Origin of the sequence: Clostridium sp. DFI.1.208, from assembly GCF_024463855.1 — a bacterium.
GTDB lineage: Bacteria > Bacillota_I > Bacilli_A > Erysipelotrichales > Erysipelotrichaceae > Clostridium_AQ.
Genome location: NZ_JANGCA010000008.1, coordinates 90,121 through 102,964 on the forward strand (window position 1 = coordinate 90,121; position 12,844 = coordinate 102,964).

General features: G+C 46.9%; 12 protein-coding genes. 3 read left to right on the forward strand and 9 right to left on the reverse strand.

Annotated features, from left to right (window positions below):
- Positions 1 to 395: 395 nt before the first annotated feature.
- Together NE665_RS06160 and NE665_RS06165 are read left to right on the forward strand one after the other, a co-directional pair.
- Positions 396 to 566, forward strand: a complete 171-nt coding sequence (locus NE665_RS06160) for a hypothetical protein (RefSeq protein WP_178760162.1) — start codon at positions 396 to 398, stop codon at positions 564 to 566.
- Between the two features lie 53 nt (positions 567 to 619).
- Positions 620 to 1,132, forward strand: coding sequence for a PD-(D/E)XK nuclease domain-containing protein (locus NE665_RS06165; RefSeq protein WP_117444517.1), 513 nt, complete (start codon positions 620 to 622; stop codon positions 1,130 to 1,132).
- 114 nt (positions 1,133 to 1,246) lie between these two features.
- On the opposite strand, the gene NE665_RS06170 is transcribed toward NE665_RS06165, so the two are convergent.
- The 9 genes from NE665_RS06170 to NE665_RS06210 all read right to left on the reverse strand — a co-directional run bounded on the left by NE665_RS06170 (position 1,247) and on the right by NE665_RS06210 (position 11,630).
- Positions 1,247 to 2,854 carry an NAD(P)/FAD-dependent oxidoreductase gene (locus tag NE665_RS06170; protein ID WP_117444518.1) on the reverse strand — a complete coding sequence of 536 codons (1,608 nt, stop codon included), beginning with the start codon at positions 2,852 to 2,854 and terminating at the stop codon, positions 1,247 to 1,249.
- Between the two features lie 14 nt (positions 2,855 to 2,868).
- Positions 2,869 to 3,906 carry an acyltransferase gene (locus NE665_RS06175; protein WP_233104755.1) on the reverse strand — a complete coding sequence of 346 codons (1,038 nt, stop codon included), beginning with the start codon at positions 3,904 to 3,906 and terminating at the stop codon, positions 2,869 to 2,871.
- Between the two features lie 47 nt (positions 3,907 to 3,953).
- Positions 3,954 to 5,102, reverse strand: a complete 1,149-nt coding sequence (alr, locus tag NE665_RS06180) for an alanine racemase (protein WP_256302483.1) — start codon at positions 5,100 to 5,102, stop codon at positions 3,954 to 3,956.
- Between the two features lie 17 nt (positions 5,103 to 5,119).
- Positions 5,120 to 6,184, reverse strand: coding sequence for a D-alanine--D-alanine ligase family protein (locus tag NE665_RS06185; protein WP_178760163.1), 1,065 nt, complete (start codon positions 6,182 to 6,184; stop codon positions 5,120 to 5,122).
- 13 nt (positions 6,185 to 6,197) lie between these two features.
- Positions 6,198 to 7,577 (reverse strand): UDP-N-acetylmuramoyl-tripeptide--D-alanyl-D-alanine ligase, encoded by a 1,380-nt coding sequence (murF, locus tag NE665_RS06190; RefSeq protein WP_117444543.1) that lies wholly within the window; start codon positions 7,575 to 7,577, stop codon positions 6,198 to 6,200.
- A 295-nt stretch (positions 7,578 to 7,872) separates the two neighbouring features.
- Positions 7,873 to 8,697 carry a MerR family transcriptional regulator gene (locus NE665_RS06195; protein ID WP_117444522.1) on the reverse strand — a complete coding sequence of 275 codons (825 nt, stop codon included), beginning with the start codon at positions 8,695 to 8,697 and terminating at the stop codon, positions 7,873 to 7,875.
- 289 nt (positions 8,698 to 8,986) lie between these two features.
- Positions 8,987 to 10,420, reverse strand: a complete 1,434-nt coding sequence (pepD, locus tag NE665_RS06200; RefSeq protein ID WP_117444523.1) for a beta-Ala-His dipeptidase — start codon at positions 10,418 to 10,420, stop codon at positions 8,987 to 8,989.
- A 98-nt stretch (positions 10,421 to 10,518) separates the two neighbouring features.
- The gene (locus NE665_RS06205; protein WP_117444524.1) at positions 10,519 to 11,070 is read right to left on the reverse strand and encodes a chromate transporter; all 552 of its coding nucleotides are present in this window, start codon (positions 11,068 to 11,070) and stop codon (positions 10,519 to 10,521) included.
- Positions 11,067 to 11,630, reverse strand: a complete 564-nt coding sequence (locus tag NE665_RS06210; RefSeq protein ID WP_117444525.1) for a chromate transporter — start codon at positions 11,628 to 11,630, stop codon at positions 11,067 to 11,069. Before NE665_RS06210 ends, NE665_RS06205 begins: the two co-directional genes overlap by 4 nt.
- A 92-nt stretch (positions 11,631 to 11,722) precedes the next feature.
- Between NE665_RS06210 and NE665_RS06215 the strand changes: the two genes are divergently transcribed.
- Positions 11,723 to 12,604, forward strand: coding sequence for a LysR family transcriptional regulator (locus NE665_RS06215; protein ID WP_117444526.1), 882 nt, complete (start codon positions 11,723 to 11,725; stop codon positions 12,602 to 12,604).
- The last annotated feature ends 240 nt before the right edge of the window (positions 12,605 to 12,844 follow it).

The window sequence follows — 12,844 nt, forward strand, 5'->3', positions numbered from 1 at the left end:
ATGCTTCATACGTCTTTAAAAACAAGCAATGATTTACAATATGCAATGCTAACGGGTATACAAAGAGTTGCGAAGGAGAACACGCCTAAGGCGGGCAGAAGCCTCTTTTCAGATTTGAATAATCTTTTACGTATGCACTGTGAATGACAGCCCCTATACGCAATATTTCGGATTTACTGAAGTAGAAGTCAAGACAGCCTTACAAACCTACGCTATACCATTTACACAGGAATTAAAGCAAATGTAGGCGCTGCCCGCCCATGGCGTGACGGGTACAATATGGGAGGCATCGACATCTACACTGCTAGTGGGCAGAGCCTAATCCATGGTCAGTTATAAATTACCTGGATAGAAAGCAGTTAATTCCTTACTGGGTTAATACCAGTTCAAATAAAATGATAAAAGCTGCTATGCGTGCGTGTGATAAAACCTTCAAAGAAGGATATGAAGAGCTGATCGAACGTGGTACCGTCACAGCTTTAGTTAATTATGAAGCATCATTTTACGAAATCAAAAATACCAGCAGCCTTTGGGGGTTGTTTGCGCCTCAGGCGGGCAGTGCCTGAACGCCGGTTACCTGACAACAAAAACTACGCTGGATGCGTTAGAAGGAAGATATGTGTTAAGAATACCAAACAAAGAAATAAAAAGAGAATTCCAATCACTGACAGCCTATTATTTTCATACAGACGAAAGCAGTGTAGCTATGCTGCTGGAGGATCTTTTACAAGGAAATCTTGAGAAGTTCGCCTTGCGCTATCAAACCATCTTGGAGGATACCGCCAGCTATTACGATCTTGTGAACGAAAACTCCTATCAGGCCCATTGGCCCGCAGTGCGTACATTACGTTTAGGTATGCTAATGCCTTTAGAAAACAGCTATAAGATCATCAGTAACCGTGAAAAGGGGCAAGGCAGATTTGATATCTGTTTAGAAAACAAGAAGCAGGACAAACCATCCTTTCTGTTTGAATTGAAATATACAAAGGATGATTCTGTTAATCTCAAGAAACTGGCCAAGCAGGGATATGAACAGATTCTGGCAAAGCAATATGATCAAGGCTTGCATCATGCGATGCGCATTGGTCTTGCCCATCGCGGCAAGCAGGTGGAATTATACACGGATCTGTAATAACACGTAAAAGCGCAGGCTGAGAGTAGGCTGCGTTTTTTTCTATATCATCCATTCATCTGCTTATAGGAATCTCTATCATGAGAATACTCTTTCATACGTATGCCTACAAATTTAATCACAAGCAGCTTCTTTTGTATAATGATACATTGCAATAAGCTGTTCCGCACATCGAATTCCATCAATCGCCGCGGATACAATTCCCCCGGCATATCCCGCTCCTTCTCCGCAGGGATACAGACCGGAGACGGATAGACTCTGCAAATCCTCTTTTCCTCGTTCCAGACGAACGGGGGAGCTGCTTCTTGTTTCCACTCCGGTTAAAACAGCATCCCCCATCGCAAAGCCCTTCAATCTGCGATCCATAGCGGTAATGGCCTCTTCCATGGCGCTTGTTACATATGCAGGAAGTATCTCATGCAGGTCACAGGGGGTTACACCAAGTGCATAGCTAGGCTGCACACTGCCCATTGCTGTACTTGCACGATGCTTCAGAAAATCTTCAACTCGCTGTGCAGGCGCACGATATGCTCCACCGCCAAGTACAAACGCTTTCTTTTCCAGCGCCTCCTGATAGGCGATTCCATCCAGTGCCTGCTCCCCATAATCCTCCGGGCGTATTTGCACAAGCAGTGCGCTGTTGGCATTTTCCTGATCACGGGCATGCTCGCTCATTCCGTTGACGACCACACCGCCTTCTATGGAAGTAGATGGAACGACGCTTCCTCCCGGACACATACAGAAGGTATATACACCGCGTCCATTGGATGCGGTATGCGTTAATCTGTATTCTGCCGCAGAAAGCCGCGGATGTCGGGCAAGCGCCTTATACTGCGCCTGATTGATCAGCGTCTGCGGATGCTCGATTCTGGCACCGATCGCAAATGCCTTGGGATGCATGGTCACACCACGCTCATGCAGCAGCCGGTATGTATCCCGGGCGCTGTGTCCGATTGACAGGATCAGCTGATCCACCGGTATTTCCTCATCGTTGACGATAATCCCGCGCAGCTCTCCCTGCTCAATTTTAAGATCCTGCAGGCAGCTGGAAAACCGCACCTCTCCCCCCAGCGCTATGATTTCCTCACGCAGGTGCTTTACAATATCACGCAGCAGATCTGTGCCGATATGCGGATGTGCCGTATACAGAATATCCTGTGGAGCACCGAAGCGGACAAGCTCCTCCAAAACCTTATGTACACGCAAATCCTTGGAACGGGTAGTCAGCTTACCATCAGAAAACGTACCGGCTCCCCCCTCCCCAAACTGCACATTGCTCTGCGGATTCAGCTTACCGTTCTGCCAGAATTCCTCCACGCTTTTCACACGCTCCTCCACACACTGTCCACGTTCAATAACAAGCGGGCAGTACCCCATCTGTGCCAGAAGCAGAGCCGCAAACATACCGGCCGGACCAAAGCCAACGACTACGGGACGATGCGGTAAGCCAACGACTCCTTTTTTCGGATATACATAACGATACTCCTGCACACGGCTGATATCCTTAGCGTGCTTTCTAAGCACCTGCTCCTCATGCTTCACCCTGCAATCAATGCAATAAGTAAAATGCACATCCTTCGCCTTGCGGGCATCGAGGCTTTCGCGATAGATTCGCCAAAAGAGCAGCTCCTCTTTCGGGATATGTAGTTTTTTAACAATTTTATCCGACAGCTGATCCAGTGATTCTTCAAGCGTCAGCTTGATTTGTTGTATACGCAGCATGACAATCCTCCTATTCAGGCATAAAGATGCTTTAAAAACTTAACTTTTTTGGAACAAATAATTATAAAGCAGGACATACTAAGCGTCAGCAGCATAACCAGACCATATACAGCCAGAGAGTTCATCAACGGCCATATACGAAGCAGCACATTTACAAACATGATATGCATGACATAAATCAACAGAGATAACACGCGCAGTGTCTTGTATACCTTGCTATGCGGCAGATGGATGCGCAGCAAACCCAGAAACAGAAAGAACATACAGGGCAGCAGCATAACATACATGCTTGTCAAATCGTGCATGAAGCCGTTATCCCTGAGTGTGAAGCATTCCGCAAACAGCAGCACCAGGCTGAGCAGAAGTCCCAGCAGCACCTGCCAGTTTTTCAGATATAACGTACGCTGTGCAAACAAGGCGCCCATGGCAACAAATATCACACCGAAGAACAGACCGTTGCGCGTGGTGGAAAATACCTGCAGATATACCTGATACACGGTTTGTATCCCCGGAATCTGCAGCAGATATCCGCCGTAAACATTCCCCGCCATACCGATCAGATACAGAAGGAAGCCAAGCAGGATCGTTTTCCCAAGCCCCAGCTTAAACAGACAGAAATAAACGATTGGAACTGCAACCAGCAGCGCAGGCAGAAACCAGAGATGATAAAAGCTTCCTGTAAAAAAGAAATCACGGACATACAGCAGCAGGCTGTTCACGGTGATACCATCCTGCCCCTTTAACAGCATATAGGTAAAGGGCAGATACAGAATCGTCCAGATGATATATATTTTACATAGCCTCCACAAATAGTGCTTCAGCTGCGCTTTGTTCTCATAATCGTTGTATTCCCGCTTGAAATCCAGCTTACGGAAAAACAGAAAGCCGCTCGCCACAAAGAAGAACGGTACCGCCAGTCTGGCCAGAATCTGTACAAGGATAAAGTTGCCGGTGGCATCCACATCCAGCAGCGGTCCGGTATGAATACAGACCACTAGAAATGCACTGATGAATTTTGCGACATCCAGCGCGTAGTAAGTTTTTCGTTCCACGATAATCAACCATCCCTTCTCTTGAAAAATAGCCACACCCGCTGTGGCTATTTGTATATTCTTGGTACCCGCTGTGAAATCCAGCAGAGTGTTTCGTTGTTTATGGTATGTGCAAGTCTGCTGAGCTCATCGACTGCAAGGAATTCGTCTCCATCACACCCGATCAAAGTAGCGACATCCCCCTCACGAACACCATCAAGTCCGGTGATATCCACCATCATCTGATCCATACAGATATTCCCGATGATGGGAACACGCTTTCCATGCAGCAGCACACAGGCTCCCTGATTGGATACACTGCGCGGATAGCCATCCGCATATCCGACAGCCAGTGTCGCCACCCTCGTACAGGCTTTTGCCTTGAAATGACGGCCGTAGCTGACTGTAACACCGGGCTGGATATCCTTTACCAGAGAAACATTCGCCTTCCATTCCATAATCGGCTGAAACTGCGGTGCAGTGCGGATTTCCAGTGCATCATCACTGGTAACTCCCATCCACAGCAGACCCGGACGTACGTAATCATAGTGCAGATCCGGATAATTCAATATTCCATAGCTGTTTTGCAGATGCGTTGTGCCGGGATGAATCCCTGCTGCCCGCAAATCCGCCAAAACACGTTCAAACAGGGCAATCTGATGATCCGTGAAGGCACAGTTTTCCTCATCCAGACAGTCACTGACGCTGAAGTGGGAGAAAATACCGCAAACATCCAGATGCTCAAGCCGATACAGAGCTTTGATATCCTCAATGTGATATGCATGATCCTGAGCGATGATTCCGATTCTGGACATCCCGGTATCCACCTTGACATGTGCCTTGATTATCAATCCCTGCTCAAGCGCATATGCGTTCAGCTTTTCTGCATATTCCTTTGATACCAGCGTCTGAATCAGGGAAGCCTCGTTCAGATAATGAAAATGAACAGGCGGCGTATAGCCCAGCACCAGGATCGGACTCTTGATGCCGTTTTCGCGCAGTCTGACACCTTCATCCACACTGCTTACACCGAAAAAGTCGATACCCTGCTGTTCCATCATCAGGGAGCATTCCACATCGCCGTGCCCATAGCCGTTCGCCTTGACGATTGCCATGATCTTGCTTGTCGAGGGAATCAGCTTCTGTACTTCCTTTATGTTATGTGAGATCCTGGACAGATCGATTTCCAGCCAGGAACGCGTATTGCTCTTCAGCACATTTTCCACCTTCTTTATTATTCCATTGCCAGTGCAACAAGCTTGTCAATCAGTTCCGGAAACGGAATACCGGCTTCCTTCATCATCGTCGGATAACGGGAGGTGTCGGTAAAGCCCGGAATGGTATTGACTTCATTCAATACGATGGTATCCTCCGGTGTCACAAACATATCAACACGGGTCATTCCCTTGCAGTTCATGGCACGATATGCCTTTTTCGCAATTTCCCGTGCTTCCTCAAACAGCTTCGGGCTGATTCGTGCCGGACAGTAGATATGCGAATCCACCATCTCATATTTTCCTTCATAATCGAAGAACGGCGCAGCTGTTTCGATTTCATCCACACTGCCCGCAAAAAGCTCCTTGTTTCCCATCACAGCTACTCCGATTTCAAAGCCTTTAATGGTTGTTTCCAAAATGACCTTGCCCTTCCCGTCATGATAGAACGCATCCTTCATCGCTTCCTCAAAGCCGTCAAAGGATTCCATCTTATGAATGCCGAAGCTGCTTCCGGCATTGGCCGGCTTAATAAAGATCGGAAGTCCCAGTGCTTCCTTCGCATGCTCGTATACTTTGCGATAATCCAAATCATCAGCCTCATATACACAGACAAACGGTGCACATGTTATACCGGCATGCTCCATGACGATATGTGCCATTTCCTTATCCATGCAGATGGCGCTGCTCATATGACCGCAGCCGACATAGGGAATGCCACTGAGCTCAAACAAGCCCTGAATCGTTCCGTCCTCACCGTTTTTCCCATGCAGAACCGGGAAGATACAATCCACCTCCATGCGTGTAAAGGTTCCATCCCCGTGCAGCTTTAAAAAGCCTTTGCAGCCCTCGCTGCTGGATAATACACACGGGGTGCAGTGCTCCTCACACAGCCAGGTATCATGCTCGATTCCCTCTACATCACCATCATATGCATACCATTTTCCATCCTTGCTGATTCCGATGAACATAAGCTCATAACGCTCTTTATTGATTTTGTGAATCAGACTTCCCGCTGAATGCAGAGAAACCGGATATTCACTTGACTTTCCTCCGAATATAATTGCTAATTTAATCTTTTCCATATATATGTACTCCTTACTGTTGTTCACTGACAAGTGCATCCACCACTTCATCCAGCTTCATTCCGCGACTTCCTTTCACCAGCAGCATGCATTCCTTATGCATGTAGGGCTTGAGGTAGCTCAAAAGCTCTTCCTTATCCGTAAAATGACGCACCAGTGTATGCTCCATATTATCTCTTGCCCCCTGAGCGATGTAGCAGGCCATATCCCCAATCGTGAGGACCTCCTGCAGGTGATAGCTGCTGATCTCCTTACCAAGCGTATAATGAATCATGTCACTTGTTTCTCCAAGCTCCAGCATATCGCCCAGCACCGCCAGTTTATAGGGTATGTCAAATTCCTCCATCGTATCCACCGCGGCTAAGGCGCTCTGCGGATTGGATTTATAGGAATCATTGAGAATCAGACACTGATCCACCCTGACTAGCTCATTGCGCAGTCCGGTTTTTTCCACGCTTGCAAAGCCCTCGGCGATTTCATCCTCATCCATACCCAGTGCTCTGGCTGCCATCCATGCAGCTGCAGCATTCATCGCCTGATGCTTTCCGATCATATCCAGCTCATATTCATGGCCCTCAATAGAAAAGCGTAGACCGTCTGCCAGCTGATGCACCTCACGAACAACCACATCATTGCGTTCCGACTTTCCAAAGGTACGGATCTTAATATCGCCCGGTATCTGTTTTTCAACAGCGGCATTACGCAGAAGCTGCTGATCTCCATTATAAATCAGCAATCCATGCTTTCTGAGTCCCTCTGTAATTTCCATCTTCGCTCTGGCGATATTCTCCATCGTTCCCAGATTTTCCAGATGCGCAGTGCCGACATTGGAAATAATAGCGATATCCGGACGTACGATTTTCGTCAGAAAGGAAAGCTCCTGCAGATTCTCCATTCCCATTTCCACAACCGCCGCCTCACAATTCTCCGATAAAGAGAGCAGTGTTAAGGGTACGCCGATTTCATTATTGAAATTCCCAAGCGTTTTCTGAGTAATAAAATGCTTTGCAAGAACGGAGGCAAGAATATCCTTCGTACTCGTTTTTCCATTGCTGCCGGTAACTCCGACAACCTTCATATTCAGCTGATCACGATAAGCCTTCGCAAGCTTCTGTAAAGCCATCGTCGTATCATCCACCAGAATTACGACGACAGCTTTGGGCGGGTTTGCTTCCCTGCGTTCCCACAGCACAGCTTTTGCGCCGTTATCAATGGCCTGCTGCACATAGTCGTGCCCGTTGTTGTTGACTCCATGAATCGGTATGTAAAGGTTTCCCTCCACTACCTTTCTGGAGTCGATGCAGACACCCTGTATTTTTTCCTCAATATCTGCATTTTCTATGTAATCCGCATCCAGCATGCGGATAATAGCGTCTATCGATCGGATAATCATATGGCTCATCCCTTCTGTTTCCTATCTACCTAAACGTTCCTGTTCGCGTAAAACGAATAGGACTATATACACGCTAAATATTATATCATAAGCATGCAGCGTTGAAGCAAAGAATTTCGTAAAATTGTTCAGCTTCCCTAATTCGTAAGAATGTAAGCCTTTAACAAGCAACACTGCAAAAAAAACCACTGCCTCCCTAGCGGTACAGTGGTTTAAGAAGCTGGATCAAGGATTACAGACACGCAATCCCTGCTTGCGCATGCAGACCATCTTTCATGGAATACAGCAGGCAATGTCAGCACTTCACAATGGGAGAATAAATCTCGGTGATATTCTCCTTTAAATCCGACACCTCATCCGGATGCGTGATGTAAACATCATACGGTGGAAGCCGATAGGTATAGCCTTCCGTCTCCATCCATTCCTGATGTCTGGCATAAACCGATGGAATCTGATGATAGCTCCCCCTGCATACGGTGCGGATACACAGCCCCGGTGAGAAATCACGCGTACCGGTAACCCGTTCCTTTACCGGAATGGCGAATTCCATATCAAAGCCCTCATCCTGATACTCCTTGCTGTGATACATGGAAAGCGGCGCCTTACAAATGGTCAAATGCTCGCGGCGGATGCGTTCAAACAATGGCTCATAGAAAGGGATATAGCCCTTTGCACAATCCTCCATGTTTACCATGCGGCGTGTGGATAAAAGAAACATTTCCGGTTCCTCAACCAGTTGAATATCAATGTTATCCAGATAGGACATTACCGCCTCTTTTTCCTGCAGCGTTTCCACATCGGTTTCCAGCTCATGAAGCGTCTGTTGCAAGAAGAGGAGCTGCTCCTGCAATACTCTTCGATGGGAAAGCAGGGCATCCTGCAGCAGCTTTGCTTCCCCCTGCTCCTCCCATTTCAACAATGTACGAATTTCATCCAGCGAAAAGCCGTATGCCTTCATACGATTGATAAACAGCATACTCTTCAGCTGCTCAATGGCATAATAGCGATATCCGCTTTCTGCTTTGATACAGATTGGATTCAAAAGATCAATGGTTTCATAGTATCGCAGCGTTTTGGTAGAAACCTTGCATATTTTAGAAAATTCACCGATTGACAGCATACACATTCCCTCCTGTTATTCTTTATAATACACCCTTCCCCCAGGGATGAGTCAACCCGCAAAAATACCAGTAGCGTATACGTTATACAAAAATCAGCCGCTATCGTTATGGGTTCCATAGCTACCCGGCTTCTTACCCTTTTGCATTATATAGCCATTCCAGCGATTTGCCTGCTCATAAAAAAGGAAAGACGGGTATGCTTACAGCAACCTGCTTTCCTTTTATCCCTTTATCCCTGCAACTATCAACCAAATCCAATAGCAGCTACCTACACGGAAAATCCGCTTCTTACAGCTCCTCCAGATAAGCCTTTAAAAGTGTAAAGGTCGCATCAAAGGATGCCAGATCCAGCGCTTCCTGCGGCGTATGAATATCCTGCATCTTCGGTCCCATCGTGACGATGTCCATATCCTCATCCATCGCCTTGAACACACCGCATTCCAGACCACCGTGTACCGCTACCAGCTGCAGCTCTTTTCCCAATACCCTATGGCATACCGTTTTCAGGCATTCCCGCATTGGTGAATCCGCACGATAGCTCCATGCCGGATAGCGTGCCTCATGCTCGCTATGAAAGCCGAATACCTCCGCTAGAGCATCCATCTCCATCGCCAGTGTATCTACATAGGATTCCATGGCTCCGCGTAAAGATGCATTGATGGTGAGTGCTTCCTCATCCGTCGTCACAACGCCAATATTGCTGGAGGCTGTACTCAGACCCTCGATGCTCATGGAATGATGACGGAGTCCGTTTGGCAGGGTCATGAGGAGTGTGATCACCTCTTCACTGTCTTCGATGCATAGGACAGCGTCAAGTGCTATTTCCTTTACAGCCAGATCCACACCGGCATCACTGAACTCCAGCTCCCTTGCGAAAATCGTTTTCATTTCCTGCACGCAGGCAGCAACCGTTTCCAAATCTGCCTGACACACAAATGCCGCCGATGCCTCTCTTGGAATCGCATTATCCTTGATTCCCCCCTGCATCCAGCTCAGCTGCACACCATAACGCCGGTTCAGTGTGAACAATACTCTTGCCAGCAGCTTGTTTGCATTGCCATGTTCCTTGTCAATTTCGCCACCGGAATGTCCGCCATGAAGTCCGAACACATCTATCTGATAGCCGTTTCCATCTGCCGGTACCAGTATGCGTTCCTTTCTCATAATGACATTGACACCACCGGCACTTGTTGTACAGGTCGCATTTTCTCCACCGTCATCCAGGTTGATCATCCGCTTTGCCTGAAAATATTCCTTTTTCAGTGCCATCGCACCATATAGTCCAACCTCTTCCTGCACCGTAAATACACATTCCAGAGGCGGGTGCTTCGCATGTGGATCACCAAGCAGTGCCAGCATGTAGGCAACACCGACACCATCATCTGCACCAAGCGTAGTTCCCTTCGCTCTTAAAAAGCCGTCTTCAATATACAGCTGCAGCGCATCCTTTTCAAAATCAAAATCCGTATCCTTGTTTTTTTCACATACCATATCCGTATGTGCCTGTAAAATGATAGGAGCATGATCCTCATAGCCGGCTGAAGCATCCTTATACACAATGACATTATACATATCGTCCTGTATCCATTTCAGCCCGTGCTCCTTTGCAAACGCCACCAGATACTCACTGTATGCCTGCTCATGATAAGAGCCGTGCGGGATTGCCGTCATTTCTTCAAAGTATTTCTGATGAGCCTTTTCATGATTCAAAATATGTTCCATAGCTTACCTCCGTTGTTCTCTGCTATTGTACCACATTTCATAAACAAAACACTATTTCACACCTCAAAAAGCCTGTTTTTCAGGATAAAGAAGGGGATCTACTGATATATAAATACGCCAAGCAGACCGGAAAGCAGCATCAGTGCAATCGGATTGATTTTCCATGTTCTGCTGATGCCGAAAATAACAGCAAAGATCAAAACTGCCGATAGCTGTAAAGAGGACAGCGACAACGCTCCATTTTTGAAAAAGGCAATCGCAAGTATGATCATTGCAGCTGACATGATCAGGCCCAGCGAAGCTGCCTTTAAGCCCTTCAATATTTCCATGAAGATGACAGAGCTGGAAAACCGCTGAAAGATATGATAGAGTACATAGGAAATGAGCACGCCCATACAAATACAGCCTATGGTAGCTGCCAGCGCTCCGCTGATACCGGCTACCCGCATTCCGACAAACGTCGAGGTATTTACCGCCAGAGGTCCCGGCGTCATCTGCGAAATGGTTATAATATCCGTAAATTCCTGCATACTCAGCCAGTGATTGGACAGCACCACCTGATCACGAATCAGCGGAATGATGGCATAGCCGCCGCCAATACTGAACAGGCCGATATGGAAAAAGGCAAAAAACAGCTGCAGCAGCTTCATATGCATCCCCTCCTTCTTTTCCAATAAACACGCAGCACGCACAGCAGCGCACTAGCGATGATGAGAACAGCCACGTTTATCTGAAAAAAATAGTTTAAGATACAGACAAACGGTGTCATAAGCGTAAAAAAGATTTCCTTTTCCTTACGAATCAGCGCATACATATCCACGATCAAATCCACAATCAGGGCTGCCACCCCGGCCTCCATCCCATGCAGCACTGCCTGTACGAGCGTATTGTCCTGTATTACGGAATACAGCGCTGAAACAACTGCCAGAATCAGTAATGGCGGTAAAATCGCTGCGATACAGCTGATGAGCAGCCCAACAGCTCCTTTCACGCGATAGCCTGCCAGGGCGCTCATATTGATTGCGATTGCGCCGGGCGAGGATTGTGCGATTGCCGCAATCTTCATAAGCTCATCCTCATCAAAATAGGCTTTTTTCTCCACATAATATTTTCGTATCATCGGTATCACCACATAGCCTCCGCCAAAGGTAAAGGCACTGATGAATACATTGATACCAAACAGCCAGACGATATCCTTATAGTTTTTCATGTTATCACCATCTCTATGATAGCATTTGACATTGGATACATAAAATTATATTATTTCATAAGATAGATAACCAAATGGTTATGGAGGTGAGCATGGATATACGCAAATTACGGATTTTCCAGACAGTGGCACAGGAAAAAAGCTTTACAAGAGCAGCCCAGCAGCTGTATATGACACAGCCGGCAGTATCCAAGGCCATCCATGAGCTGGAGGAAGAGCTGCAGCTTTTATTATTTGAACGGTTTCCCAAGAAAACGATTCTAACTCCGGTCGGCGAACAGTTTCTTCAGCAGGTGCTGCAGCTGCTGCAGCAGTATGACAGCATGGTGCAGGAAGCAGCTTCCCTACAGGAATCATCGCTGCTGCAAATCGGCTCCAGCATTACGATTGCAAACGAATACCTATGTCCGCTGATCAAGCAGCTACAGCAAGCATATCCAAAGCTGCAAATCCGTGTTACCGTAGCAAGCACCGCTGCGATTCTGGAACAGCTGCAGCAGCATGCAATCGATATCGCATTTCTGGAGGGTGTCATACAGCAGGAGTCCCTGATCGTTCAGCCGCTTTCTACTTATCAGCTCAAGGCGGTTTGCAATCCGGATTTTCTTAAGCATCATCCCGTAAACGACCTTCGCACCCTGAGCGAGCTTCCGCTGCTGCTACGGGAAAAGGGAAGTGCAATTCGTGAAACCTTTGACAGCCTTATGCTTTTACACGATCTATGCCCACAGGCCGCATGGACATCGACAAATTCCACGGTTCTGATGAAGGGGGCGCAGGAAGGCTTTGGAATCGCCATATTGCCGGAGCGGATGGTAACAAAAAAGCTGAAGCAGAAAGAATTATGTGAAATCCAGCTGCCGCAGCTAACGCTCATGAATGTTAATCATATTGTCTATCTAAAGCATAAGCATCTCAACGCCCCTATGCGTGAGCTGTTGAAGCTGGCAGAAAAGCAGAAAGCTTTCATGTAACTCCATTCGTTTTTCTCGCGCATAAAACTAGCCATTTTATCCATAAGCTTTTATTCTATGAAACACCTCTCCCTTCAATAAGCAAAAGGACAGCAGGATATAAATCAGCGTTTGGTAAAAAACAAGCCGATATAAAAAAATATCAATATTGTATATCCCATACATCTATTGATATTTTTTTCTTTTTATAATCTTATATACAGCTTAACTACCTTCTTCATTTTGTGATATCCATCGTAT